The organism is Paenibacillus sp. FSL H8-0315 (genome assembly GCF_038005365.1).
Classification (GTDB): Bacteria; Bacillota; Bacilli; order Paenibacillales; family Paenibacillaceae; genus Paenibacillus_AQ; species Paenibacillus_AQ odorifer.
Window position 1 is genome coordinate 2645859 of record NZ_JBBOTA010000001.1, and the last position, 26184, is coordinate 2672042.

At 46.0% G+C, this 26184-nt stretch carries 24 protein-coding genes, 14 tRNA genes and 4 rRNA genes; 4 read left to right on the plus strand and 38 right to left on the minus strand.

Translation table 11 applies throughout. The features are described 5' to 3' along the window. Window position 1: 1 nt before the first annotated feature. The 12 genes from MHB56_RS11415 to MHB56_RS11470 form a co-directional block, all read right to left on the minus strand. Window positions 2-1060 (minus strand): baseplate J/gp47 family protein, encoded by a 1059-nt coding sequence (locus tag MHB56_RS11415; protein WP_076303128.1) that lies wholly within the window; start codon window positions 1058-1060, stop codon window positions 2-4. Further along, window positions 1053-1484: a DUF2634 domain-containing protein gene (locus MHB56_RS11420; protein WP_076186586.1), complete on the minus strand. Its 432-nt coding sequence runs from the start codon at window positions 1482-1484 to the stop codon at window positions 1053-1055. Before MHB56_RS11420 ends, MHB56_RS11415 begins: the two co-directional genes overlap by 8 nt. After that, a complete protein-coding gene (locus MHB56_RS11425) occupies window positions 1481-1777 on the minus strand; it encodes a DUF2577 domain-containing protein (RefSeq protein WP_076282718.1) in 297 nt (98 codons plus the stop codon). Before MHB56_RS11425 ends, MHB56_RS11420 begins: the two co-directional genes overlap by 4 nt. 5 nt (window positions 1778-1782) lie before the next feature. Then, on the minus strand, window positions 1783-2745 hold the full coding sequence (locus tag MHB56_RS11430) for an XkdQ/YqbQ family protein (RefSeq protein WP_076099867.1): 963 nt from the start codon (window positions 2743-2745) through the stop codon (window positions 1783-1785). Window positions 2746-2754: 9 nt separating this feature from the next. Next, window positions 2755-3507 carry a LysM peptidoglycan-binding domain-containing protein gene (locus MHB56_RS11435; protein ID WP_341143599.1) on the minus strand — a complete coding sequence of 251 codons (753 nt, stop codon included), beginning with the start codon at window positions 3505-3507 and terminating at the stop codon, window positions 2755-2757. Between the two features lies 1 nt (window position 3508). Continuing rightward, window positions 3509-5452, minus strand: a complete 1944-nt coding sequence (locus MHB56_RS11440) for a hypothetical protein (RefSeq protein ID WP_341143600.1) — start codon at window positions 5450-5452, stop codon at window positions 3509-3511. Window positions 5453-5646: 194 nt separating this feature from the next. After that, window positions 5647-6069 carry a phage tail assembly chaperone gene (locus MHB56_RS11445; RefSeq protein ID WP_076129761.1) on the minus strand — a complete coding sequence of 141 codons (423 nt, stop codon included), beginning with the start codon at window positions 6067-6069 and terminating at the stop codon, window positions 5647-5649. Window positions 6070-6194: 125 nt separating this feature from the next. Then, window positions 6195-6665 (minus strand): phage tail tube protein, encoded by a 471-nt coding sequence (locus MHB56_RS11450; protein WP_036681245.1) that lies wholly within the window; start codon window positions 6663-6665, stop codon window positions 6195-6197. Window position 6666: 1 nt separating this feature from the next. Further along, window positions 6667-7989: a phage tail sheath family protein gene (locus MHB56_RS11455; protein WP_076193913.1), complete on the minus strand. Its 1323-nt coding sequence runs from the start codon at window positions 7987-7989 to the stop codon at window positions 6667-6669. Further along, a complete protein-coding gene (locus MHB56_RS11460; RefSeq protein ID WP_036681241.1) occupies window positions 7989-8168 on the minus strand; it encodes a hypothetical protein in 180 nt (59 codons plus the stop codon). The genes MHB56_RS11455 and MHB56_RS11460 overlap by 1 nt, the downstream gene beginning before the upstream one ends. Continuing rightward, window positions 8165-8578: a phage tail terminator family protein gene (locus MHB56_RS11465; protein ID WP_038573440.1), complete on the minus strand. Its 414-nt coding sequence runs from the start codon at window positions 8576-8578 to the stop codon at window positions 8165-8167. The genes MHB56_RS11460 and MHB56_RS11465 overlap by 4 nt, the downstream gene beginning before the upstream one ends. Window positions 8579-9109: 531 nt before the next feature. Continuing rightward, complete coding sequence (locus MHB56_RS11470) at window positions 9110-9607, minus strand: ArpU family phage packaging/lysis transcriptional regulator (RefSeq protein ID WP_038574900.1); 498 nt, start codon at window positions 9605-9607, stop codon at window positions 9110-9112. 288 nt (window positions 9608-9895) lie between these two features. Between MHB56_RS11470 and MHB56_RS11475 the strand changes: the two genes are divergently transcribed. Both MHB56_RS11475 and MHB56_RS11480 read left to right on the plus strand, forming a co-directional pair. Further along, window positions 9896-10327 carry a helix-turn-helix domain-containing protein gene (locus MHB56_RS11475; RefSeq protein ID WP_076309023.1) on the plus strand — a complete coding sequence of 144 codons (432 nt, stop codon included), beginning with the start codon at window positions 9896-9898 and terminating at the stop codon, window positions 10325-10327. A gap of 28 nt (window positions 10328-10355) precedes the next feature. Continuing rightward, complete coding sequence (locus MHB56_RS11480) at window positions 10356-10769, plus strand: ImmA/IrrE family metallo-endopeptidase (RefSeq protein ID WP_341143601.1); 414 nt, start codon at window positions 10356-10358, stop codon at window positions 10767-10769. Between the two features lie 100 nt (window positions 10770-10869). Here MHB56_RS11480 and MHB56_RS11485 read toward each other — a convergent pair. The 20 genes from MHB56_RS11485 to MHB56_RS11580 all read right to left on the minus strand — a co-directional run bounded on the left by MHB56_RS11485 (window position 10870) and on the right by MHB56_RS11580 (window position 18701). Further along, window positions 10870-10943, minus strand: a tRNA-Pro gene (locus MHB56_RS11485). A 14-nt stretch (window positions 10944-10957) separates the two neighbouring features. Beyond that, a tRNA-Gly gene (locus tag MHB56_RS11490) sits at window positions 10958-11031 on the minus strand. 11 nt (window positions 11032-11042) lie between these two features. Next, window positions 11043-11116 (minus strand) — tRNA-Pro (locus tag MHB56_RS11495). Window positions 11117-11147: 31 nt separating this feature from the next. Then, window positions 11148-11224 (minus strand) — tRNA-Arg (locus tag MHB56_RS11500). Between the two features lie 7 nt (window positions 11225-11231). Next, window positions 11232-11306: transfer RNA gene (locus MHB56_RS11505), tRNA-Gly, on the minus strand. 6 nt (window positions 11307-11312) lie between these two features. Beyond that, window positions 11313-11396, minus strand: a tRNA-Leu gene (locus MHB56_RS11510). Between the two features lie 16 nt (window positions 11397-11412). After that, a tRNA-Lys gene (locus MHB56_RS11515) sits at window positions 11413-11485 on the minus strand. Window positions 11486-11490: 5 nt separating this feature from the next. Beyond that, a tRNA-Gln gene (locus MHB56_RS11520) sits at window positions 11491-11565 on the minus strand. Between the two features lie 43 nt (window positions 11566-11608). Next, window positions 11609-11684 (minus strand) — tRNA-Val (locus tag MHB56_RS11525). Between the two features lie 40 nt (window positions 11685-11724). Then, window positions 11725-11799 (minus strand) — tRNA-Glu (locus MHB56_RS11530). Between the two features lie 11 nt (window positions 11800-11810). Next, window positions 11811-11886 (minus strand) — tRNA-Thr (locus MHB56_RS11535). A gap of 1 nt (window position 11887) precedes the next feature. Continuing rightward, a tRNA-Asn gene (locus tag MHB56_RS11540) sits at window positions 11888-11963 on the minus strand. 6 nt (window positions 11964-11969) lie between these two features. Next, window positions 11970-12086, minus strand: a 5S ribosomal RNA gene (gene rrf, locus MHB56_RS11545). 74 nt (window positions 12087-12160) lie between these two features. After that, window positions 12161-15087: ribosomal RNA gene (locus MHB56_RS11550) — 23S ribosomal RNA — on the minus strand. A 139-nt stretch (window positions 15088-15226) separates the two neighbouring features. Next, a tRNA-Ala gene (locus MHB56_RS11555) sits at window positions 15227-15302 on the minus strand. 24 nt (window positions 15303-15326) lie between these two features. Further along, window positions 15327-15403: transfer RNA gene (locus MHB56_RS11560), tRNA-Ile, on the minus strand. Between the two features lie 46 nt (window positions 15404-15449). Next, window positions 15450-15566: ribosomal RNA gene (gene rrf, locus MHB56_RS11565) — 5S ribosomal RNA — on the minus strand. Window positions 15567-15690: 124 nt separating this feature from the next. Continuing rightward, a 16S ribosomal RNA gene (locus MHB56_RS11570) occupies window positions 15691-17248 on the minus strand. Together the 16S, 23S and 5S rRNA genes with 14 tRNA genes alongside form the textbook arrangement of a ribosomal RNA operon. A 358-nt stretch (window positions 17249-17606) precedes the next feature. Beyond that, window positions 17607-17837 (minus strand): hypothetical protein, encoded by a 231-nt coding sequence (locus MHB56_RS11575; RefSeq protein ID WP_036680631.1) that lies wholly within the window; start codon window positions 17835-17837, stop codon window positions 17607-17609. Between the two features lie 252 nt (window positions 17838-18089). Continuing rightward, a complete protein-coding gene (locus tag MHB56_RS11580) occupies window positions 18090-18701 on the minus strand; it encodes a stage II sporulation protein M (RefSeq protein ID WP_036680630.1) in 612 nt (203 codons plus the stop codon). Window positions 18702-18809: 108 nt separating this feature from the next. Here MHB56_RS11580 and pdaB point away from each other — a divergent pair, with 108 nt between their 5' ends. Then, window positions 18810-19613 (plus strand): polysaccharide deacetylase family sporulation protein PdaB, encoded by an 804-nt coding sequence (gene pdaB, locus MHB56_RS11585; protein ID WP_036680629.1) that lies wholly within the window; start codon window positions 18810-18812, stop codon window positions 19611-19613. A 50-nt stretch (window positions 19614-19663) separates the two neighbouring features. Here pdaB and MHB56_RS11590 read toward each other — a convergent pair whose 3' ends face one another. After that, window positions 19664-20485, minus strand: coding sequence for a PPK2 family polyphosphate kinase (locus MHB56_RS11590; protein WP_052097348.1), 822 nt, complete (start codon window positions 20483-20485; stop codon window positions 19664-19666). A 307-nt stretch (window positions 20486-20792) separates the two neighbouring features. Beyond that, the gene (locus MHB56_RS11595) at window positions 20793-21383 is read right to left on the minus strand and encodes a KinB-signaling pathway activation protein (RefSeq protein ID WP_038574906.1); all 591 of its coding nucleotides are present in this window, start codon (window positions 21381-21383) and stop codon (window positions 20793-20795) included. 131 nt (window positions 21384-21514) lie between these two features. Between MHB56_RS11595 and gerD the strand changes: the two genes are divergently transcribed. Further along, window positions 21515-22201, plus strand: coding sequence for a spore germination lipoprotein GerD (gene gerD / locus MHB56_RS11600; RefSeq protein ID WP_036680627.1), 687 nt, complete (start codon window positions 21515-21517; stop codon window positions 22199-22201). A gap of 59 nt (window positions 22202-22260) precedes the next feature. Here gerD and MHB56_RS11605 read toward each other — a convergent pair whose 3' ends face one another. The 4 genes from MHB56_RS11605 to MHB56_RS11620 all read right to left on the minus strand — a co-directional run bounded on the left by MHB56_RS11605 (window position 22261) and on the right by MHB56_RS11620 (window position 26179). Further along, a complete protein-coding gene (locus MHB56_RS11605) occupies window positions 22261-23370 on the minus strand; it encodes an Mrp/NBP35 family ATP-binding protein (protein WP_339245158.1) in 1110 nt (369 codons plus the stop codon). 90 nt (window positions 23371-23460) lie between these two features. Next, window positions 23461-24201, minus strand: coding sequence for an N-acetylmuramoyl-L-alanine amidase CwlD (gene cwlD, locus MHB56_RS11610; protein WP_038573445.1), 741 nt, complete (start codon window positions 24199-24201; stop codon window positions 23461-23463). A 78-nt stretch (window positions 24202-24279) separates the two neighbouring features. Then, a complete protein-coding gene (gene sat / locus MHB56_RS11615) occupies window positions 24280-25449 on the minus strand; it encodes a sulfate adenylyltransferase (RefSeq protein ID WP_341143602.1) in 1170 nt (389 codons plus the stop codon). A gap of 37 nt (window positions 25450-25486) precedes the next feature. Continuing rightward, window positions 25487-26179, minus strand: coding sequence for a phosphoadenylyl-sulfate reductase (locus MHB56_RS11620; RefSeq protein ID WP_036680616.1), 693 nt, complete (start codon window positions 26177-26179; stop codon window positions 25487-25489). Window positions 26180-26184 lie beyond the last annotated feature (5 nt).

The following is a 26184-nucleotide window of genomic DNA, read 5'->3' on the forward strand; positions in this document are numbered from 1 at the left end:
GCTACACCTCCAGTAGAACGTTGCCGAACAACGGTACTTCTTCTTCGTTCAACATCACATTGCCCGCTCCACTGTTCAACTTCAGCTCTGTGTAATCCGCAACTCCTTCAGTAGCAAGCAATAATGCCCCGATGACAGACTGACTGATATAGGTTGCTGAAAAAGCCTTCTCCTTGCGATATTTCTCAAGCATCACCTGAAAGCCTTGGTTTACAGCTTGCAGAGCATAGCCAGAAGCAAGGGTTACCTTGGCGCTTATACTGATGTTTTTGCCCGCAGCCGGCGCCACGGTCACAACAGCCCCTACCGGTGCTTGTCCCTCACCCGCTCCTGAGACCGGATCAATGTATTGCTGCACCTGAGCCGCCAACAGCTCGGATGCTGGTTTTTTTTCGGCGTCCACAATAATCACCTTCACAGTTTTAGGACCTTTCCATAATGGAAAAACACGTGCGCCTCCCACACCCGGAACTTGTAGTGCCCACTCCATATAGTGATATTTATTTCCGCTAGTAGCTGGGCGTCTGGCTGAATCCAAATAACGCTGGCGTAGTGCATCATCCGTTTCAATGTCCTCCCCAGGGATCAGAAGAGAAGCTATTTCTCCGCGCGCTAGGTCTGAGATATAATCCACTGGCAGTAAAGAGCCAAAATATCGATTTCCTTCTTCTCCAGCGGTTTCACTTTCCAAGCGATACACTCCAGGATATAACTTCTCGACAGCCGTATAATTCAGCATTTCGAGTGAGAAGCGGCTGCCGAGTGGAACATCTAACAATCCTCCATCCGCCTTATAAAAAATCCCTTTCAGCTGCGCCTTGCTAGCTTCACGTCTTACAATGCCTGACCAGGAGATACTTCGCTCTAAGTACTCTCCGGTAGCCGTATCTGCAAAATACAGATTATTATTCACATCCAGCTCAATATACATCTGTGCCAACTCAGCGGCTGCTGGAGCCAACGCGTCATAAATGATGCTGCCCTCGCGTTTATCCAATCCTGATGGAATCCGGTCCAGCATCCGCTCCAAAAGAGCCTCATACGTCTGATCCTCATACATCCTCATTCCACTCCTTTCTCAGCTGAAAATTTCCGTAACGTGTGACGACCTTGCAGTCAAAAGTTAGATTATCTCCGGTAAACGAAACAACAATATTCTCTAAGCTAAGGATTCGTTCATCCTGAAGTAGTGCCTCACTAACGATACGTCTGATTTCAGCTCTAACCAGCAGCCGGTCCCTACCAAGCACCAACCGCCACTCTGTTCCGTAATCAGAACTGTAAATCAGATGTTCAAACCGATCGGTTCGCAATATTTTAGCCGCCGCCTGTTGAACAGCTTCTAGTCCATCCGTTTGGCCTGTAATCCTTTTTCTCTCCCAATCCATCCGGTACGTAAGACTAGGACTTTCCCCACGCTCAAGGTTGACCTCCCCCTCAAGCAGGGCCGTTATCGGTCCAGCTTTTCCAATCGCAGGGATCATATCGGGCTCACCAGCCGATCCAGAACAATGTAGCTTTGTCCGCCCTGCATTCGAACCATTAATACGCGGTCCCCACTCGCTAGTCCTCGCCGAAGTATTACTTCTTTGCCCTCGATGTCGATCTTGCTTTCTATTACCGATTCAGGCAGCACTAACGCATTCCCCGATAAAATAAACCGCTGATCCACCTGGATCTGCAAAGGAGCTGCCTCCGTTACCGTTCCATAAGAAAAAGCCACGGGATTTGTACTTCCCACGGCTCCTAGACTTGCTTTTTTAATAATATCTAACATCATTTCTACACCACCTTAATATCGAGGGACATGGTATGCTCCCCTCCAGAAATCTTATGGCTGCATTGGTCCACCAGAAACAATTGAGTCTCGAATTCATCCAATAGGACATAAATGAAATTACCTGCTCTTACACGCATATCACCAATCGCCTGTACGGAGAGACTGAGCTTTTCACGGTTGTGCATTTTCAGTAAATTGTTTGCCTTCTCCTGAATTTGGGCAGCATTCGCTTTGTCATCAGCCTTCTGATACAAGTGCAGGATACCCCAGCGTTTCACATTGTCCTTGTCACTAACCGGATAGAAATCGCGTTTGCCCGATGCCTCGTTATCCTTGTACAGAAAAATCGTGTTGTACGTATCGTCATCAATACTTTTTTTGAGCGAATAATCGTACAGATAATGACCCGCTCCGAGCACCAGGTTAAGCAGCATAGAATCCGGTTTACGCAGCGTCAGCTTCCCAAAATCATCGTAAAAAGCCATCAACCGCCCCTTATACTGAAGCTCACTGCCGATGGCTCCCATAATGATGTCCAACAGCTTTTTGTCATCTTCAATTAAAGAAGGAATCCGGTACTCTGTCTCCTCCAGCACACCTGTCTTTAATCCGTAGTCCGTTGTTATTTTCTTGATCACATCACTAGCCGTAACATCCTGCAAAACATAACTACCATTGCCCAGCAAATAACGAATCTGATCATAGGCAGTCAGCTTAATCTCCTGATCCGAGCCCGTATCAATGCTGAACACAAATCCGTAAAATACATCTACATTATCTTTACTGAACTGAATAATATCACCGTTGCTGATCCCAAACTTGGGAAGCTGATAGATTCCGCTATCCACAAGCGTTAACTCTAGCGTTGACGGTTTACCTGACCGTGCGGTTTTCCAAGAAATATCTGAGACGATGCCAGAAATATCCCATAGATTCCCTTCCTTATTCTTCACTAGCAGTTCCATAACATCCTCCTACGGCAGCTTGATGACTTTACCGATGGGCAGCTTCTTCAGCTCACTATCCGGAATGCCATTAAGCTTCTGAATGACTTTGTACTTCGAGCCATCTCCTAGGTTTTTTTGAGCGATGCTCCATAGACTGTCTCCAGCTTTTAAGGTATAGGTAGTAGGCTTTGCTTTTTCATTGGCCCGCTTCTGTTCCGCCTTCACTTCACCTTTGACAACCTTCACAGCTACCGCCTGATAGAATACGTATTTTTTGAGAGATAACGAATATTCAATATCCCCTGACGTACCCGCACTAAGCTTCCAAGTGAAACCTTCAATGCTCATAGCCATATTCACAGCAAAATCAATTTCTAAAGATCTATCCTCACCAATTGAAGATTCCTCTAGCCATTTCTGCGGTTTGTTTAACTTCTTTTCATCCTTTTTCGTATCATCGGGATACCTCACACCGGAGAACACAAACCGAATGGGCCGACGACTCGTCATCCATTTCTTAATAAGCTCCACATATTCAAAAGGCCTTTTCAGTCCATCCTCTTGCACCAATACGAACGGATACCTTTGTGCCGGAAAAATACTTTCAATTGTGATCTCCGTAAGCTTCGGATAAGCAATCGTATTAATCTCACCCAGATCGATAATGGTATAGCTTTTTCCATCTCCACTCTCCTTGATTTCCAAGGTCTCTGGATTGACTGGCAGCCGAATTGCATCCTCCTGATTATTAAAACCCAAAAAAATCCCGTACTCTTCCACGTTACGTATACACCCCCTGCGCCGTAGAGACAAACTCCTCGTTCAGCTTTTGCCCGATCTTGTTGATAATCGTATCAATGTCTCCGGCATTGTTAATATTCCCGGTCGTCACCTGCACCGTCGGCGTAAGCTCCACAAAATTCTGGATCGCCTGAATCTCGGCCAGCTCGCGCAGCATTTTCAGATCATCACTGGAGATGTCTACGGTGTCGTTGATGGAGCCGAGCTCGTTCACACGGTTGACGGTGTTCAGATTATTACCCTGAGTAGCTAGTAGACCTGTTGAATCCATTGATTTTGTACTGCTGATCGGATTCAACATATCCTTCACTTTTTCAGTAGCATCGCGCCCTTTGTCCATCAACTTGTTCGTGGCATTCTTTCCTTTTTGACTGGCGCTATTAAAACTATCTTCAAGATTAACGTACTCGATCTTAGCAGTCTTTTGCTCTGGAAAATTATCAGCGGTAGGAGCAAACGCCTTAAAATTTTGCCGGTATTTATCGATCATATCGCTTGCCGCATGAGGAATTTCCGGCTCCTTCCTCTCAACTTTTAGTTTACTTATCCCCAATTCGTCGAAGAATGGAATATGACTTAAAGCCTCAATCATGGAATTAAATTTGTCTAGTACCCAATTGATTGCTTTTGCCATTACCTTCATGAATCCCCCGGCAAAGCCCTCTGCTCCAACTGTCATATTGTAAAGAACATTAAGGGCACCCATACCCAGATCATATAGCAGTTGCTTCATAAAATTGACCGCTTCATGAAATTTATTCACTATATAATCCCATGCAGAGATAGCTGCATTCTGTATAAAAATCCAAATGTTATCCATCACTGCGCTTAACCATCCAAATGCTCCCACTATAGCTCCAACGACATCCCCCGCAGAAATACCTAACATTTGAAAAATATAAATAAGAACAGCTATAACAGCGATAACCACTAAAATAGGCCAGTTTACTACCAACCATGCTGCTGCAAGCTGATAAGCGGCTGCTACAAGTAGAGCCACTTGTACGATCATAGCTACGAGATAGACAATGGCTATCGCTTCAAGGATCGGTTCAATCCAAGACCAGTTCTCCTGCACCACTCCAACCAACCATAATAAGCCATCCACTACCATGCCAATCACATTAGCAATGATCAGAAATCCATTAGCCATAGCATCTATAATCGGCATAAATTGGCCTGAAGTCAGCGCATTGTTCAAGGTATCCATCACTGGCCTTAGGGCACCCATTGCTTTCTCACCGATTTTCCCAAGCGCTGCATCGGTATTCTTATTCAGTTTATTCCAGTCTTCAATATCTCCTGGTTTTGCCGCAGCTTTTACAGCTTTCTCCCCAAAAGACTTCACGGCATTAAATGGCTTTACCACATCAACTGTCTTGAGAAACTTCATAATTCTCGAGTCAGGAGTTGGTGGGGATGGTGGAACCGGAGGTTCCTTTTTCAGATTAATTTTGGGCTTGGGGATCGGATCAGCCTTAACCTCAGGCTTTTTCTCCTCTTCTATCTTTTTCTCCTTCGCTTTTAGCCCTTTCCACCACTCTACCTTTTTCGCCTCTTCTTCTTCAGCCTTACCTTTTTGCACACTTGGGGAGTTATTCAATGTTCGAAGCGCTAACTGTTGTGATTGCCCTGCTTGTTGGCTTTGCTCGATAACTATATCTCTGGTAACTATGACCTTAGGAGGAAGTCTCTTAAAGCCTTCAAGCAGCGTATCATTGATATCCTGCAAAGATTGGTTCACTAGATTCAGAGAACGGCTCATCTCATCGCTTGACCGCTTAACAACTACCTGCACTCCCTTGACCAAGCGATTAACGATATCCAGATTGCTGTTCACACGAACACATTGTTTATTAACACTCTTCCAAATTCCCAGAGATTTCATCGGTAGCATTACGGCTTTAGATGCGTCTATCTTCATTCTCTCACCCCCTAACTATCTCTTCCTCGCCTTACTCCGTGCCTGATCCCGCTTCTCCTTCTCCACACGAACAGCAATCATCGCATATATTGCGGCGCGTTCGCGGGAAGACAGCTTCATCAGCTCATGGGGTAAAATGTGCAGCTCATGGAGGGCGTAATAAGCAAAATTAGCTTCACTATCGCCCTCGTTGATTAGTTTTTTACTTCATCCACCAGCTCGTTCATGTCCGTGCCAAAACCATTTAAGGCCTGCACCCGCTCACCCAACGCCGCGAATTCACCCGGTAGCAGCATTTTACGCAGCAGTGTTTCAGCACCAAGAACACCATAAGAACGCTGCAATTCAGCATTTTTTAGATCCGGATGCACTACACTTGAGGTCATCAGCTTCGCCATATAATCGTTAGGCTCAATTTCGGAGGTATACACTCCGTTTTTACCTTTGACTTTGCGGGTTGCGGCCTTGCGGCATTCCTGATTCTCATCCTCAGTCATACTGCGCAGTTTCCAAGCTACCGCATTTCCTTCCTTATCCTTAAAACGCTGGGATACTACAAACTCCTCGGTCGTGTCACATGCTACATTTTGGGCAAAAAACAAACTTAATTCGCTCATTGTCTTCCTCCTAGAATTATTTATTTAGATACTTCTCCTGCTACTAGTGCCAATAGACAGAGAAGAGACCCGCCGCTCATTCTACGTTCGGGTCTTGCTTGCTCCAATCTATCTAGTTGTCTTAATTAAAGCCCGGAACCTGCCGGAGCACCAAAAGCTTGCACAATCTGCACATCTTCAAAGGTAAAGCTAACTTCTTCTTCCAGAGCGTCTGACTCTGTATCGAGTGAGGCCATGATGACACTATCAAGGTTCACGCCTTTTAAAATAATACGCTGTGCTCCCACGCTGGACGATGGATCTTCGTTCGTAACCTCAATATCGAAGTACTGATCAACACCCGTATTCATATAATCGAGCATCATCTGGCGGAAACGACTAGTCATATAAAAAATCGTCATCGAACCGCTGCCCGACCATCCAGTCGCTTTATGCTGAACACCCCGGCGGCCCAGTGTTTTCACCTCTGCCTTTGTTTTTTCTACTGTAGCTTCAAGAGTTTTCACATAGAACATCTCTTCGGTTTGCGTACCAATCACAGCATAAGCACGGCCCTCCTGGCCGGAAATCGTATCACTAGCTTTTAAAAATGCCATCTTAAACCACCTTCACTTTCATATATACTTTTTCTACGGAATCTACCGGTTTCACAGCCACATCCAGCACGATACTATCACTATCTGCACCAGCCACAACTACAACATCTGTCTGCGCGTTAAAGCCCTCAATCGCACCCATATCCTGCAAATCATTCATATAAGTCGCACACTGTGACCAGAAAAGAGCACGGCCATCTTCATTATTCGCGACCTTACCGATATAGTAGTTCTCAAAAATACGCTTCATATCATTTGCAATTCCATCCAGCACGCGCAGTACACGATTTTTGGAGAATGCTTTGCCTTTGTCCGGTGAAAACGCGGTAAATGTATTGATATCCTGTTCCACCACAGCCCGTCCGCCACTGTAAGTAAAGATAAGCTCTCCTTTTAGCAACGCAGCTGTAGTCTCAGAATGGCTAAGTCTTACATCAGCATCCACCGAATCATCATAACCCTGATAAGTCAGCGATTCATTAACAGCAGCTGCTGCTGTAGCACCAGCTACCCAAGCAACGGCATTGACGTTATCAATCGTAGTTCCGTCGCTCAGTACTACCCCATTATTCACGCTAATCACACCTTCATGACCTGCAGCCGCATAATCGGATAGTACAGCCTGTACCTTTTTCCCTTCTGTATCCCGAAGCCGTCTCACAAAAGAACTGTAGAGTGCCTTCAGAGCACTATCCTGCGATACTAGACCCACTGTTTGGAATTCCTGCACCTCAAGAGCAGACAGGAAGTCACTATGTGCTCCATTCGTCACGGTTCCGTTAGCCCCCCCTGTAAGCGGCATGCCTGCAATTAGCTTCAAGCCTTCTGCACCATTTTTCTGGAATTGAACATAATCGTTCGCGACCAACTCTTCAGCCGTTCCGACCGTTTGCTTGTTCAGTTCGGTTCCATTAAGCAACGTCTTTACATCAAAAAGAGCAGCATTCTCTATATTTTTCTCAATCACAATCAAAAGATCATTTCCGCGTACACCGCCATATTTAGCTGTTACCTGAAGGCCGTTATTCGTGACTGCCGCTTTAACGCCTTCATTCAATCGATAGAGCAGCAAGGTTCCCGCCCGTTTCAGCGCTTCACGCACTGGCAGTAGAGTTGGATGTTCCAAATCCACTCCTAGCAGCTTATTCACATCATCCTGCGGGGTAATCTTCATGATTACTCCCGGCTCTCCCCAAGATAGGGCAAGCGCCAATGCCGTAATCCCGCGTTCTCCCATTTTGCCGATGGCACCTTGATTTGATGCTACATTTACGTACACCCCAGGGCGCACCTTATTTTGCGTTGTCCATGTTCCGCCTGCCATTAGTTCATTACCTCCTTATTTTTGAACAATCCCATAGATTGCTTTGCTTCTTCGAGCGTATAGTTCTTGCCATCCTGCAAAATAACGTTCAATATATCCTTTTCCCTCGGCGTAAAAAGTGAGGAATTCACAATCTGTTCCTTACTGAACCCATTCCCGTTACTCCCTTTAGTACTCATTTCAATCGTTCTCCTCCAATCATTTGTCCCATCTTAATGCTGTCAGGCTTGTCGTTTTGCAAATACAACATATAGTCAACTGTAAACAGCGGCCCATGCCCTTCAGTTCCAGCTTCCCAAGCTTGCCTAACTACACGAAAAGCTCCACCATCCTGCTCCATTCCTGCCATCGCCTCACTCAGCTTATCTGCCATTCTCTCAGCTTCCAGCAAATTGCCTTGCTCATAACGGATGCCAAAACGGTAGACCGCTAAATATCTGCCCTCCCGCTGCCGATCCAGTGTTGCTGAGATCAATCCGGGATGAAAATAAGCGGTTTGAGGTTTTTCTCCTTCTACATATACAGGCACATCAGGAAAATACCGTTCAAGTGTACTTGTAATGTGTTCTCGCAATTGTTGTACCGACATCACTCCATTCCTTTCTGATCTGCGACCGTTCGTCGATCCTTGATGGTGTTAACCTTCAACTGCATGAACATTAAGCAGACACCCCCTCAACTAGATTTAAGAAAAAAGGATACTATCCGAGGTTGGATAATATCCCTTCTTCATTAGGCAAATGCGAGAAGAATCTTTCACCGCTAGGTTGTTCTCATCACCCTTAGGGCGGAACTATTAGCAGAGCATTCATGCTCTTGCGGTGTTCTTTTGCTTCATTTGCCATGTTATAATCATACCCCCATATTATCCTTGCGGAGAGGGTAAACGGACGAGGTTTTGGCTAGCTTTGGGATGGTATAGAGCGGTTTTTTGGAGGTACACAATTGAAGACAAGCTAAAGAGCCTTCGACCCTCCTTTTATGGACGGCAAGCATTTGTGCGAGGATTATAAGGATAAAGTACACCCTGAAACTTATACTTTCTTATAATTCAAAAAAAGACCGCATCATCCGCTCGGACGATACAGTCTTCTTTACTAATCAAACTATTCTACTTCTATTAAGTAATACTCATTTTCTCTTTCTTTACCCTAGGCGCTGTTGTTACTAAAGTTTGCAGAGACAGTAAGCCGAGATCCGTTAACGCTAATGCCATCTTGTAAAAAGCCTTCGAGCGTATCTTCACGTAAGTGTCCTTACTTACCGGTGGATCAAACACATGATTGTAAATCGTATAATCGTACATCTCGTCTCTTCTCATATACCTTTCCCGTACCAGCTGCTGTTCTCTCGTATCGAGTCTCTCTACCACAGAGTCTATTGCGGAACAATAAGCTCTCCTTGCGGCGGGGATGTCCACATTATAAGAAGCTATCGCAGCAGTCTGATCAGTTACAGTGTTAGTAGGACCATGAAATCTTTCTGTGTATGAATAAGTTGTGCTTGCTTCCTTAGCTTCAAATGTAACGGTCTTAAAAATACGGTATTTCTCCAACATGCTCTCTATAGCGACCTGGGTTCGGCGACGGTCCAACTCTGGTAAAGTTGATATGTTCATCATTTATGCACTCCTTTTGGGTTTAACTGAATGAGATTTAATTTGCGGAATTTTCCAGCCCAATGTGATAAAATAAATCTTGTTCGTATTATGTTCGTATTTTTCTATAATATACCACTTCTTTACCAATCTCGTAAAACCCCGTTTTAGGCTGTTTTTATCGAAAAAGAGCGTATATCCCTCCATTATCTTGCCTTTTGGCAATAATATACGCTTTGTTGTTTACCTATTGGCAAAAATGGCTTATATTATTATCATAAGGTTACAGCCAATAAGGAGTGAGTTGAGATGAAACAGGAATTCGGGGATTATATGAAGCATCTTCGGGAAACAAAAGGACTCACCATTAATCAATTAGCAGCATCAGCCGGAATTAGCGGTTCGCAAATTTCCCGGATTGAGAATGGATTAAGAGGGGTTCCTAAACCAACCACGTTACGCAAAATTGCTGAGGCCACTGGCGTCCCCTACGAGGAGCTAATGGATCAGGCAGGGTATTTGCAGGACCAGACTCTTTCAAGCGATGAGGCTGTCCCAGATTGGGCTACAAGCAAAGATAAAAGAGACTTTCGAAAAATGCTAGAGGATGATGGAGAGCTGATGTTTGACGGAATTCCATTAGACAAAGAAGATAAACAGAGGATAAAAGATGTACTAACCGGATTGTTCTGGGAAGCCAAACAGATGAATAAGAGAAAAAAATCCAAAGACACTAAATAACTATACTAACATGCTGCAGGTGAAGAACATGGATGAACTGATCAATAGTCTGATTAAAAAATATAAAACCAACTGCCCGTTCGAGCTTGCCGCAGCACTAGGCATTCAAATTCGTTTCATGAATCTGGGGACTGGCACAAAGGGATTATATTATCGAAAACTAAGAAGAAGGTTTATCGTCATTCATAATGAGTTGCCTGTAGAATGGCAGCGCTTCGTTTGTGCGCATGAATTAGGACATGATCGGCTTCACAAGGGGATCAATCGCTTTTTTCTGGAGGAAAGCTCCTATTTCTCTCCTGGGAAGCTTGAACGTCAAGCTAATGTATTTGCTGTAAAATTATTATCTTCAAGCAGAAGCCCCGAACAAGAGGAATCATGGAGAAACTATTATCTACGGATTGGAATTCCACCGGAAGTCCGATTTTTTTTGGAGGAATAATAGAACATACGTTCTTATGATGTATTTATATGTATATTCAATACATAACAAAAAAGCCCTTACCGAAGTAAGAGCTTTTGAGCAGCGATTAAGCTGAGTATCGGGATGACACGATTTGAACATGCGACCCCCTGGTCCCAAACCAGGTGCTCTACCAAGCTGAGCTACATCCCGTTACTATAAAATTATGGAGCGGGTGATGGGAATCGAACCCACGCTATCAGCTTGGAAGGCTGAAGTTCTACCATTGAACTACACCCGCAAAGGTGAAAATCGGGATGACACGATTTGAACATGCGACCCCCTGGTCCCAAACCAGGTGCTCTACCAAGCTGAGCTACATCCCGTTATAAATACTATAATTGCTTAATAATAAAATGGCGCGCCCTGAGAGATTCGAACTCCCGGCCTTTTGATTCGTAGTCAAACGCTCTATCCAGCTGAGCTAAGGGCGCAAAATTATGGAGCGGACGACGGGAATCGAACCCGCGACCCTCGCCTTGGCAAGGCGATGCTCTACCGCTGAGCCACGTCCGCAATAAGTGGTGCGCGTGAAGGGACTTGAACCCCCACGTCGTGAAACGCCAGATCCTAAGTCTGGTGCGTCTGCCATTCCGCCACACGCGCATAATAATAATAAAAGTGAGCCATGAAGGACTCGAACCTTCGACACCCTGATTAAAAGTCAGGTGCTCTACCAACTGAGCTAATGGCTCGCACTTGGCTGGGGATATAGGATTCGAACCTATGAGTGACGGAGTCAAAGTCCGTTGCCTTACCGCTTGGCTAATCCCCATTGATGGTACCTCTATGTTGCCCATAATCTCTTAGGAAGATTATGGTGGAGGCTGAGGGGATCGAACCCCCGACCCTCTGCTTGTAAGGCAGATGCTCTCCCAGCTGAGCTAAGCCTCCATATCTATGGGACCCTCTAAGGGTAAGTACAAGTAAAAGTTGGTGACCCGTATGGGATTCGAACCCATGTTACCTCCGTGAAAGGGAGGTGTCTTAACCCCTTGACCAACGGGCCTTGCAAATCTGTGGAGCTCTCAACCGGATTCGAACCGGTGACCTCTTCCTTACCATGGAAGCACTCTACCTGCTGAGCTATGAGAGCATGGCTCCCCGAACAGGACTCGAACCTGTGACAACTCGATTAACAGTCGAGTGCTCTACCAACTGAGCTATCAGGGAATATCCGCTTGGCAACGTCCTACTCTCCCAGGACCCTTCGGTCCAAGTACCATCGGCGCTGGAGGGCTTAACGGTCGTGTTCGGGATGGGTACGTGTGGAACCCCTCCGCTATCGCCACCAAACGGGCATTTACAGCGTAAATGCTCAGGCTTAATCGCCTGAAAACTGAATCCGAAACGAATCTGCATTCTACGTATAGGATAAGCCCTCGACCGATTAGTATTGGTCAGCTCCATGCATTGCTGCACTTCCACCTCCAACCTATCTACCTCGTCGTCTTCAAGGGGTCTTACTAATTGGGAAATCTCATCTTGAGGGGGGCTTCACGCTTAGATGCTTTCAGCGCTTATCCCGTCCGTACGTAGCTACCCAGCCATGCTCCTGGCGGAACAACTGGTGCACCAGCGGTACGTCCATCCCGGTCCTCTCGTACTAAGGACAGCTCCTCTCAAATTTCCTGCGCCCACGACAGATAGGGACCGAACTGTCTCACGACGTTCTGAACCCAGCTCGCGTACCGCTTTAATGGGCGAACAGCCCAACCCTTGGGACCTACTTCAGCCCCAGGATGCGATGAGCCGACATCGAGGTGCCAAACCTCCCCGTCGATGTGGACTCTTGGGGGAGATAAGCCTGTTATCCCCAGGGTAGCTTTTATCCGTTGAGCGATGGCCCTTCCATGCGGTACCACCGGATCACTAAGTCCGACTTTCGTCCCTGCTCGACTTGTAGGTCTCGCAGTCAAGCTCCCTTATGCCTTTGCACTCTGCGAATGATTTCCAACCATTCTGAGGGAACCTTGGAACGCCTCCGTTACTCTTTAGGAGGCGACCGCCCCAGTCAAACTGCCCGCCTGACACGGTCCCCGTACCCGGTAAGGGCACTAGGTTAGAACCTAGATACGATCAGGGTGGTATCCCAACGGCGCCTCCACCGAAGCTTGCGCTCCGATTTCTACGGCTCCCACCTATCCTGTACAGATCGTACCCAAATTCAATATCAAGCTGCAGTAAAGCTCCATGGGGTCTTTCCGTCTTGTCGCGGGTAACCTGCATCTTCACAGGTATTAAAATTTCACCGGATCTCTCGTTGAGACAGCGCCCAAGTCGTTACGCCATTCGTGCGGGTCAGAATTTACCTGACAAGGAATTTCGCTACCTTAGGACCGTTATAGTTACGGCCGCCGTTTACTGGGGCTTCGGTTCATAGCTTCGGGTTACCCCTAACCACTCCCCTTAACCTTCCAGCACCGGGCAGGCGTCAGCCCGTATACTTCGCCTTGCGGCTTCGCACAGACCTGTGTTTTTGCTAAACAGTCGCTTGGGCCTTTTCACTGCGGCCCCCTCGTGCTATTCACACTACCGGGGCACCCCTTCTCCCGAAGTTACGGGGTCATTTTGCCGAGTTCCTTAACGAGAGTTCTTCCGCGCGCCTTAGAATTCTCTTCTCGCCTACCTGTGTCGGTTTGCGGTACGGGCACCTTCTCCTGGCTAGAGGCTTTTCTTGGCAGTGTGAGATCATGACCTTCGCTACTACAATTTTCGCTCCCCATCACAGCCCAGCCTTATCGATGTGCGGATTTGCCTACACATCAGCCTCACTGCTTAGACGGACATCCATCAGTCCGCGTCACTACCCTCCTGCGTCACCCCATCGCTCATAGCGGATTACGGTGGTACAGTAATTTCAAACTGTTGTCCTTCGACTACGCCTTTCGGCCTCGCCTTAGGTCCCGACTTACCCTGAGCGGACGAGCCTTCCTCAGGAAACCTTGGGCTTTCGGCGGATCAGATTCTCACTGATCTTTTCGTTACTCATACCGGCATTCTCACTTGTGTAGTGTCCAGCGCTCTTTTCAGTACACCTTCAACCCCTACACAACGCTCCCCTACCCCAGATACATACGTATCTAGCCATAGCTTCGGTGGTGTGTTTAGCCCCGTTACATTTTCGGCGCAGAGTCACTCGACCAGTGAGCTATTACGCACTCTTTCAATGGTGGCTGCTTCTAAGCCAACATCCTGGTTGTCTGTGCAACTCCACATCCTTTCCCACTTAACACACACTTGGGGACCTTAGCTGATGGTCTGGGCTGTTTCCCTTTTGACAATGGATCTTAGCACTCACTGTCTGACTCCCGGCAATAAGTATATGGCATTCGGAGTTTGACTGAGCTTGGTAATCCTTGCGGACCCCGCACCCAATCAGTGCTCTACCTCCACTACTCTTATACCGAGGCTAGCCCTAAAGCTATTTCGGGGAGAACCAGCTATCTCCGAGTTCGATTGGAATTTCTCCGCTACCCCCACCTCATCCCCGCACTTTTCAACGTACGTGGGTTCGGGCCTCCAGTGCGTGTTACCGCACCTTCACCCTGGACAGGGGTAGATCACACGGTTTCGGGTCTACGTCCACATACTAATTCGCCCTATTCAGACTCGCTTTCGCTGCGGCTCCACCTTCTCGGCTTAACCTTGCATGTTAAACGTAACTCGCCGGTTCATTCTACAAAAGGCACGCCATCACCCATTAATAGGGCTCTGACTTTTTGTAAGCACACGGTTTCAGGTTCTATTTCACTCCCCTTCCGGGGTGCTTTTCACCTTTCCCTCACGGTACTGTTTCACTATCGGTCGCCAGGTAGTATTTAGCCTTAGCAGATGGTCCTGCTGGATTCATACGGGGTTTCACGTGCCCCGCACTACTCGGGATCCGTCTCGGAGAGAACACAGTTTAGGCTACAGGGCTTTTACCTCTATCGCGGGCCTTTCCAGACCTCTTCGCCTACCATATTCCTTTGTAACTCCATGTGAGACGTCCCACAACCCCTAAGAGCAAGCTCTTAGGTTTAGGCTGTTCCGCGTTCGCTCGCCGCTACTGACGGAATCACTATTGTTTTCTCTTCCTCAGGGTACTTAGATGTTTCAGTTCCCCTGGTCTGCCTCTACATTTCCTATGTATTCAGAAATGAGTAACTGCGAATTACCACAGCTGGGTTTCCCCATTCGGACACCCCCGGATCAAAGCTTGCTTACAGCTCCCCGAGGCAGTTTCGTTGTTCGCCACGTCCTTCGTCGGCTCCTGGCGCCTAGGCATCCTCCGTGTGCTCTTATTAGCTTAACCTTGATTTTTCCGAAGAAAAATCTCACTAATAACATTTACTTGTTTACACAAGTTGCTAAAAGATGTTCTAAAACGCAAATTCGTTTCGGTATCCAGTTTTCAAGGATCAAGTTAAAAAAGTTATTCATTTAAAAATTTATGGTGGAGCCAAGCGGGATCGAACCGCTGACCTCCTGCTTGCAAGGCAGGCGCTCTCCCAGCTGAGCTATGGCCCCATAAAATTACTCTATAATGTTATATGGTGGGCCTTGGTGGACTCGAACCACCGACCTCACCCTTATCAGAGGTGCGCTCTAACCAACTGAGCTAAAAGCCCATATAACATATATAACATTGTGAATCAACCAATGAATTGGTTGTCCGCTTGGCAACGTCCTACTCTCCCAGGACCCTTCGGTCCAAGTACCATCGGCGCTGGAGGGCTTAACGGTCGTGTTCGGGATGGGTACGTGTGGAACCCCTCCGCTATCGCCACCAAACGCATACGAAAGAGACTTGCTCTTTCAAAACTGAACACGAGTGAGTGTTCGAACCCGAGGGTTCTATTGTGGAAGCTGAGCTTCCGATTTGAATGTTCTCATTGCAGAGAACGATTCTCCATAGAAAGGAGGTGATCCAGCCGCACCTTCCGATACGGCTACCTTGTTACGACTTCACCCCAATCATCTACCCCACCTTCGGCGGCTGGCTCCCTTGCGGGTTACCCCACCGACTTCGGGTGTTGTAAACTCTCGTGGTGTGACGGGCGGTGTGTACAAGACCCGGGAACGTATTCACCGCGGCATGCTGATCCGCGATTACTAGCAATTCCGACTTCATGCAGGCGAGTTGCAGCCTGCAATCCGAACTGAGACCGGCTTTGATGGGATTGGCTCCACCTCGCGGCTTCGCTTCCCGTTGTACCGGCCATTGTAGTACGTGTGTAGCCCAGGTCATAAGGGGCATGATGATTTGACGTCATCCCCACCTTCCTCCGGTTTGTCACCGGCAGTCACTCTAGAGTGCCCAGCCTTACCTGCTGGCAACTAAAGTTAAGGGTTGCGCTCGTTGCGGGACTTAACCCAACATCTCACGACACGAGCTGACGACAACCATGCACCACCTGTCTCCTCTGTCCCGAAGGCCGCTGCTATCTCTAGCAGATTCAGAGGGATGTCAAGACCTGGTAAGGTTCTTCGCGTTGCTTCGAATTAAACCACATACTCCACTGCTTGTGCGGGTCCCCGTCAATTCCTTTGAGTTTCAGTCTTGCGACCGTACTCCCCAGGCGGAGTGCTTACTGTGTTAACTTCGGCACCAAGGGTATCGAAACCCCTAACACCTAGCACTCATCGTTTACGGCGTGGACTACCAGGGTATCTAATCCTGTTTGCTCCCCACGCTTTCGCGCCTCAGCGTCAGTTACAGCCCAGAAAGTCGCCTTCGCCACTGGTGTTCCTCCACATATCTACGCATTTCACCGCTACACGTGGAATTCCACTTTCCTCTTCTGTACTCAAGCCACCCAGTTTCCAGTGCGACCTCAGGTTGAGCCCAAGGTTTAAACACCAGACTTAAATAGCCGCCTGCGCGCGCTTTACGCCCAATAATTCCGGACAACGCTTGCCCCCTACGTATTACCGCGGCTGCTGGCACGTAGTTAGCCGGGGCTTTCTTCTCAGGTACCGTCACTCCGGTAGCAGTTACTCTACCGGACGTTCTTCCCTGGCAACAGAGCTTTACGATCCGAAAACCTTCATCACTCACGCGGCGTTGCTCCGTCAGGCTTTCGCCCATTGCGGAAGATTCCCTACTGCTGCCTCCCGTAGGAGTCTGGGCCGTGTCTCAGTCCCAGTGTGGCCGTTCACCCTCTCAGGTCGGCTACGCATCGTCGCCTTGGTGGGCCGTTACCCCACCAACTAGCTAATGCGCCGCAGGCCCATCCCTCAGTGACAGATTGCTCCGTCTTTCATTCTTCTTTCAGGAAAAAAAAGAAATTATCCGGTATTAGCTACCGTTTCCGGTAGTTATCCCAGTCTGAAGGGCAGGTTGCCTACGTGTTACTCACCCGTCCGCCGCTAAGTTACTTTGAAAGCAAGCTTTCAAAGTAACTCCGCTCGACTTGCATGTATTAGGCACGCCGCCAGCGTTCGTCCTGAGCCAGGATCAAACTCTCCAATTAGTATTGAAAAGAGCGATATGCTCATTTTGGAACATCTGACGAGAAAATTAATTCTCTAATTTGGATTTCACTTACGTGATTTCCCACTCACTCGTTGTTCAGTTTTCAAAGATCAATGTCTCTCATTTCGTCGTCGTTGTTTATCAGCGGCGACCTTTATAATATATCACAGTGTTAAGCTGTTTGGCAAGTCTTTTTTTTGAAAAATCTTTTTTTCAATTTTTCTTGCCTTCCGCTTCCCTTTTACACAAGCAAAAGGAGCGCGAGATATAATTTATCATGAGCACTCCTTTTTAGTCAAGCTATTTTATTAAATAATCTGAAAACTTTATAAAACTGTAGCAATTCTCGTATATCTTCAGTGTTTATACTGAGAAGAACGCCCACCCCATGCATACTTGGAAAGCTCTTTCTGAGGAGCGAAGCGAGCATACATCCGGAATACAGTCTTATATCTATTAGCGATGGCGTGCCTGATATTTTGGTCCAAGCGCTGATCACTCAAATCTAACAGCATCTCATCTAGTTCTTTTCTCAAAACATAATCCAGTTCCTTGCATTCCTTTTCGTTAAACAACATTCCCAACATATGCTTGGCCTCCTTCATGAAGTTGCAATTAACACCTTCTCTAAACCCCCAAAACCTTTTTGCATAATCAGTAAGTACATCTCATGGAGAAAGCTGCCTTAAGATCCTCTTACACTAGATTAACCGGAGTCCTCTTTTTATAACCATAATTATTAAAAATTCCCTTTATGGTTTCGTCTCGATTATATACTCCTTACCTTTAGGCAATCCTTGGATGAACGCCCTTAATGTTATGCTCTATTCCCGGAAGTTTTATGATAAAAGTGAAAAAGTAATTGTACTTTCAATAATGGCTGCAACAAATAACAGGATTACAGTCCATATGGAAGCCGTAAGTGTTTGACGCATGAATGCAGACCAGTCTGCGCTTCTTTCCTCTTTTCTATCTGTAGATCGAAATAAACTTGAAATCACTTTCCCGCCAAAATGCAGTCCAAAGGCACAAGCGATAATGATTGCCGGAATCTCTATAATCCCGTGTGGCAGCAATCCTTTTACGATTAAATCGAACAAATCCTGCCCTTGCAGTGCGGATAAATGTATCAAGTAGCCAATTACCGCTCCGTTTATAAATAAGAATATAGCTGGCAATATGCCGAACAACGCTCCCAGGAAAATAATAACCACTCCCTTGATGGCGTTATTCAGAAATATAAATACAAAGAAGTTCCATTGCGGATTAGAGGTATCTCTTAAGTTCCCACTGATCTCACTTAGCCCTTCCAATTGCTGAACCAATAGTTTTTCCAGACTACTTGTCGCTACCCAGCCAACAACCGCTCCTATTACGAAGAGCAGACAGGATAGCAGCAAAGCCTTGCGGATCGATTTAATATCTTTAACAAACGTGAAGAACGACAACATAAATACCTCCTGAAATTGTGATCTCTGTTTCTTAGGTCATAACCGTGCGGTACGAGCATACATTTAGAACAAACAAGCATTTCGCATGGGAGAGGAGCGCTGTCATTAATGAATTCTTTTTATGTATTCAGCGGCAAAAAGATCAAAAGGTTCATCTATATCTTCGCCGCTGTGCTTCTTGCTGCTGGAGTTGTCTATGTCGAGAGGGGTAATATCACCGTTTTTTCTGAGGCTGGACCTTCTGCCATTTACAGTGTGCCAACAGAGAAGAAGCTGATTGCCCTAACCTTCGATATTAGCTGGGGGGAAAAGAGACCCGAACCAATTTTGAAGGTACTTGAAGACAAGAAAGTGGACAAAGCCACCTTCTTCCTATCGTCACCATGGAGTAAGACTCACCCGGATATTGTAACAAGCATTAAAAACGCAGGATTCGAAATTGGCAGTCATGGCCATAAACACGTCAATTACAGCACTCTAAGTAACGAAGAGATTCGCACTCAGATCACAACGGCTCACACTGTGCTTACAGAATTAACCGGTAAAGAACCAAATTTAATTCGTATGCCTAATGGTGATTTTGACAAAAGAGTTCTGCAAGTGGCCAATGATCTTGGTTACAAAGTCATCCAGTGGGACACAGACTCTCTAGACTGGAAGAACATAGGTGTAGACAATATCGTGAAGCGTGTAACGACTAAAGCACATCCTGGTGATATCGTTCTACTACATGCCAGTGATTCCTGCAAACAAACTCACGAAGCTCTTCCGCAAATTATCGATGAGCTCCGCAGACAAGGTTATGAATTCGTTACTGTCTCTGAGCTGATCAGCCAAAGCAACGCAGAGGGTAAAGAGGTTCGTGACTCGGCCTCACTAAATAGTGCCTTAGAGGATGCTGCCGGGCTGTAACGCTCCTCCCAATCTTAGGTACCGCAATAGATGTTGGTTTTATCCAAATATTAATGACGCGGGGAAATGAGCTCCGATATGTCGGGTGTGGGGGTATTCAGCTTCGGATAGCTCAGATCCAGACTCTCCAGTGTCTTTACAACGATGGATAAGGCCAAATAGTTGCGGTACCATTGATGATTGGCTGGTATCCAGTACCAGGGTGCTTTATCAATACTAGACTCCTTAAAAACATCTACATATGCCTCTTGGTAATCATCCCAAAACTCCCGCTCCTGTAGATCACTTGCGTCAAATTTCCAGTGTTTTTTGGGATCTTCAAGCCGTTCTTTGATTTTCTTAAGCTGCTTCTCTTTTGAAATATGCAGAAAAAGCTTGATAATTGTCGTTCCCTCTTCCACCAGCATCTCCTCAAACTGCCGTATGTAACGAAAGCGGCGCTTCAAGTCATCCTTTTTCAGTCCCCCATGTACCCGCGGTACCAATACATCTTCATAGTGTGAGCGGTTAAATGCAGAGATGTAGCCTTTAGGGGGTGTCTTTTGATGCACTCTCCATAAGAAATCGTGAGCTTCTTCCTCCAGAGAAGGTTTCTTGAAACTGGTCACTATAAAGCCTTGTGGATTAATCCCTGAAAAAATATGTTTAACTGTTCCATCCTTACCGCTGGAATCCATCCCTTGCAGAATTACGAGCAGTGAATGCTTTTTCTGTGCAAAAAGAATATCTTGAAGCTCTGCCAACCGTTCCTTTAACTGCTCTGTTTTGGCTTCTGCTTCTTTTTTTGATTTAAAGTTACCTGTATCGTCCGGGTCCAGCTTGTTAAGCTGGATTTCATTTGTGTCTTTTATCATATAACGCTTGATGTCCATATATTCCCCTCCTAAAAGTTTTGTGAGCGTTGCTACGCTTGTATTACTTGGTACAAAACTCGCTTCGGAAGCATACGCTTAGTTTTGTAAAGCATGTGCATCATTGAAAAACTTCGTACAAAACTCACTTCGGAAGCATCTACTTAGTTTTGTGAGCGGTGCTACACACAAAGAATCCGCTCTATTGTTCTTTAAGATTAACCTCCTCCAGCAGATTTTAATCGTTAGGATACATTCTAGAGCAAAAAACCCCGTCTTCTGAAGGCCAGAGCACGGGGTTCATGATTTTCTGAATTCGCCCCAGCCTTTATCCGGCTGCCGGCTTGAGAATACGGTGAAGCATCAAAATTTGGAATGCATTACAGGCGATGAGCGGAACAACAATAAACACTGTCGCACTATCAACACCTATACGGAGCACGCCGATAATTTCCACAATTGAAATAGCTGTCATAAAAAAGAGGGTTGGAATCCAAGCTGAGATGTTTGTACTTTTCACTTTGAAATAAGACACAATAATGGCAGCTAACAAAATAAAGATTCCTAATATTAGATCAGACAAGACACTTCTTTCCCCGCCAACGACGGTACGCAAAAAAATCAGTTCAAGCAATGCGAGCACAGAAAGCACCAGTTGTATGTATTTCCAAATTTTTGGCGGGAAAACACCATTGCCCATGTAATTTAAAATTAGATAAGCAAAAAAACCAAGTTGCGCATAAACACTGACAAGCATACCGTAGCCGAATAGTATCAGCGGGTATAAAAAGAAATCAGCGACACTTTTGAAATCAATTCGACCGTTCACGAATTGCAGTGCCAGACCTGCGATTACTGCTCCGCCCGCTCCTATTAGAAGGGTTGTCCAAAATAAATAAAACCATTTTTTTATACTCAGCCACTTCACCTCCCCTATGTCAGATTTATTTTACCAAGGATACCGACAAAACACCATTACATCAGCAACATAAATGTGTGTTAATGCGGCATAATACAACTGGAGAATCCTAATAAAGGAGGGCAGCGCCAATGAAATGGAGATTTATCGGATCTGTGGGTTTGGCTTTAAGCTTTGTTATGGCCTTAACGGCTTGCGGAAGTGAGCAGAGCAGTTCTTCTTCTGGTCAGGGCAGTTATAAAGAAATGAAGACCATGGTTATTGATATATTAAAAAGTGAAGATGGAAAAAAAGCAGTTGAGGAATCATTATCAAATTCCAGTTCTGGAGGCACCAGCGGAATGAGTATGAAAATGATGCCACTTCAAACAACAGAGGATATAAAAACCGCTGTTAAAGATACCCTCACTGCACCGGAATATCAAAAGGAAATCGAGAAAATTATGACTGATCCCAAGTTCGCAGGCGATTTTGCTAAAGCCATTCAATCACAAAGCAAAGAATTGCACCTGCAACTAATTAAAGATCCCACCTATCAAAAATCCGTCGAGGAAATCATGAAGTCTCCAGAAATGATGACCATGTTTCTTAATCTCACCAAAACACCTGACTACCGAAAGCAATCCATGAAGACCATCCAGGAATCTATGCAGACTCCATTATTCCGGATGGAGGTATTGAATTTACTTAAAAAGGTCGTTCAGGACGAGCTCGAACCGAAGGAACAGAAAAAGGGCGGCGAAAGCGGCGATAAACAGGAAGGCAGCGGCAGCGGTGGTGAAAGTGGCAGCGGTAGCGGCGATGATTCAAGCACATAACCAAAAAGAGGCCTTATCCCACCTAACAAAGTGGGACGGCCTCTTTTTATGCACAATAATTAGTGCTCATATTTCGCAATCAGCTTATCGGCGATATCAGCAAACAACAACGCAGTTGCTGTGTCTTCCTTGTATACGGAAGGTGAGAAATCCGGTTCAGAAATATGGTTGTCCGGTGCGCCCAATGGAACTTGTGCAAGCAGCTCCGTATGGAGTGTCTCCGCAAGCCGAGCGCCTCCGCCTCTGCCAAAAATATAATCTTTTTTACCGCAGTCTTTACACTCATAATAAGCCATGTTCTCAATGACCCCAATAATCTCATGTTCTGTCTGCAGAGCCATAGAGCCCGCTCTAGCCGCCACAAACGCTGCGGTAGCATGAGGGGTAGTAACAATAATCTCTTTGCTGTGAGGAAGCATCTGATGTACGTCAAGCGCCACATCACCTGTACCTGGAGGAAGATCAAGCAGCATATAATCAAGTTCTCCCCAGCCCACATCACCGAAGAATTGGCGCAGCATTTTGCCAAGCATAGGTCCCCGCCAAATTACCGGACTATTCTCACGGATAAAGAAGCCCATAGACATGACCTTCACTCCGAAACGTTCCACAGGAATAATGATTCCCTCTTCTACAACGGGTCCCTCTTCGATTCCCATCATATCAGGGATGCTAAACCCATAAATGTCCGCATCAATCAATCCAACCTTTTTACCTTTTCTAGCCAAAGCTACTGCCAAATTCACAGTAACCGTAGACTTTCCAACACCGCCTTTACCACTGGCAATGGCGATAAAGTTAACACCAGAGTTCTCATTGATTAATTCATGATCGTCAAGGCCTGCTGCATGTCCCTTAAGTTTCCCAGGTTCATCAGTCAACGGCTCTTCCCCGGCACTCTCTCCGCGAAGCAGAGCACGTTCATAATCGGTTGCATCACGCAGCCGGATATGCACATTAGTGACTCCACCCGCTTCAAGCAACTCACGAACCCGTTGTTCTAGATCCATGCGACTTTGCTCTTCAGGATCCAGACATACGATTGATAAAGATATACGATCTTCTTTAATCATAATGTCACGGATCAGCTGTAGTTCCACAAGGCTTTTTCCGGTTTCCGGGTCTGTTATTGACTGCAGTATTTCCTGGATATGTTCCCTAGTCAGCATGGAAAGCACCTCTGTTTCCTTTCCGGAGGAGAATTCTTCCGGAGTTTTTGTCTATTATAGCATTACCCATCTCCTGATGAGTAGTCCCGGCTACTCGGAAGCATAACGAAGAATGCCACGATATATGCTAGTCGCTACCTTGCGTTGATAAACATCATCTCCGAGTAGAACTGATTCCTGAGGGTGCGACAAAAAACCGACCTCTACAAGGATCGCAGGTATTTTTAATGCCTTTAGTAGATAAACAGTATTTACAGTCTTAGCTACACGATCAGTATTCTCCAGTGTAGTCTTCAGCTCACTCTGTACAAACTCTGCGATAGCTTTATTATCCTTGTGATTGGGATAGTAAAAGGTCTGCGCCCCGCTCCATCGGTTTGAAGGCACACTGTTCATGTGAACGCTTATAAAAAGATCTGCGCCCTTCTCTTCAATGCTTCTTACTCTTTGCTTAAGATCTTCAGTCTTGCGCTTAGAATAGCCCTTAGTGCCCTCCTGAGCCAAATCATAATCCCCTTCACGGGTCATTACAACAATAGCCCCTGCCTGTTGCAGGTAATCACGTAAATAAAGAGAGACCGCAAGATTAATGTCTTTCTCAATTAGCCCTTCCCGGCTAACTGCCCCTCCATCTGCTCCCCCATGTCCAGCGTCGATAGCGATCACTTTACCAGACAAAGGCAGACTCCAATAATTTAACGTTTTGGCAGTAGGCATGTCATACGCTATAATGCCGATCATTATAGCCAGCAGTGTCGCGCCCAGCATACATTTTTTGATACTGCTCCATGAGATCCAGACCGAGACTTTACTGTGTTTTCGGCCAGACATAACAAAGACCCCCTCGTCCCGATAGATAATACTCATCTATATGGGACAAGAAGGCCAAATAGTACTAGCTAACGATGATTAAGCTGTTACTTCTTGAGTCATGCCTTCAATTAGAATCTGCGCAACCTCAGGTCGCGTAAATTCAGGAGGCGGACATTGACCCTCCCGAAGCAAAGCCCGTACCTTTGTACCCGACAATGTCATATGATCGTCGCCAGGATGTGGGCAGGTTTTACTGGAAGCCATATTTCCGCATTTTTTACAGAAGAAGCTGTGTTCAAAAAATAATGGAGTAATATCAAGTTCCTCAGCGGTGAAATTCGCAAAAATTTCTTGCGCTTCATAAGTTCCGTAGTAATCACCTACGCCCGCATGGTCACGTCCGACAATAAAATGTGTGCAGCCGTAATTTTTGCGAACCATAGCATGAAAAATCGCTTCTCTCGGACCAGCATAACGCATGGCCGCCGGGAAAACACCTAGAAAGGTACGATCCTCAGGATAATAATTCTCCAAAAGCGCCAGGTAGCTCTTCATTCGTACATTTGCCGGTACATCATCAGACTTCGTCTCACCCACTAGCGGGTTTAAGAACAGAGCGTCTACAACCTCCATAGCGCACTTCTGAATATATTCATGTGCACGATGAACAGGGTTACGCGTCTGGAAGCCTACAACTGTTCTCCAGCCCTTGTCTGCAAATATCTTACGTGTAGCTGAAGGATCAAAATAAAATTCTCCGAACTTTTCTGGCTGTGGTCTATTCAGCACTGTAATTGGTCCTCCTACATAGATAACCGGGCGGGCCAACAGCTTACTTACTCCTGGATGTTCAGGGTCTGTTGTTTTGAATACATTTTGCGCTTCAAGGTTTTGATCAACCGTATAAATACTCTCAATATCCAATAAACCGTAGATCTCGCCATCCTCTTCACCGATTAGAGATACCTTGTCTCCAATAGCTAAACCAGAGGCCACATCCTCTTCTACAGCAAGTGTTATTGGAATGCTCCACACTGTGCCATCTGCTAAACGCATGTTTTTGACTACGGAGTGATAATCTTGTTCATTCAAAAATCCAGTTAGTGGAGAAAATGCACCTACCGCTATTAGATCCAAATCAGATAAAGTCCAAGTGTTCACGGAAAGCGTCTTATATTCACGTGCAAGCTGCAGCAATTCTTCTCTTTCTGTACCCTCTACTACACGGTTAACTAATGTTCCGCCATGCGGACGTATTGAAGTCATTATCGTCTCTCCTTCTGTGTTCTCACGGGGATAGGTCTTACTTGTGTAATCCACACTCAGTCTTCTCTGATCCAGCCCAACGTCCAGCACGCGGATCTTCACCAGGCATAACCTGACGTGTACATTGCTCACAGCCGATACTTGGATAGTTACGGTCATGTAGAGGGTTATAAATTACATCATTTTCACGAATATAGTTCCATACATCCTCGGTTGTCCAATCCGCAATTGGATTAAACTTAACCAAACCAAATTTATAATCATACTCAACCTTTTTGGCATTAGCACGGGTAGGCGCTTGGTCACGACGAATGCCTGTAATCCAAGCTTCATATTGAGATAGGATACGAGTCAGCGGCTCTACTTTACGAATCCCACAGCATTGGTTAGGGTCTACTGTCCATAACGCATCACCGTGTTGAAGTGCTTGCTCCTGCGGAGTGATTTGTGGAGACACTCGTACGAACTCCAGCCCGTATTTATCTGCCATCAAATCTCGGGTCTCATAGGTTTCCTTAAAATGATAATCTGTATCGAGATAAAAGACGTCTGTAGACGGACTAACTTTGTGAAGCATATCAACTAGCACTACATCTTCGGCACCAAAGCTGCAGGCAAAAGTAATGTTAGGAAATGTTTCTACAGCCCAGCGGATAATTTCCTCGGGTGAAGCAGTTTCTAATTCTTCGGCCTTAACTTTGATTAAATCTTCTTTCTCGAGCAGGTTCATTAAGG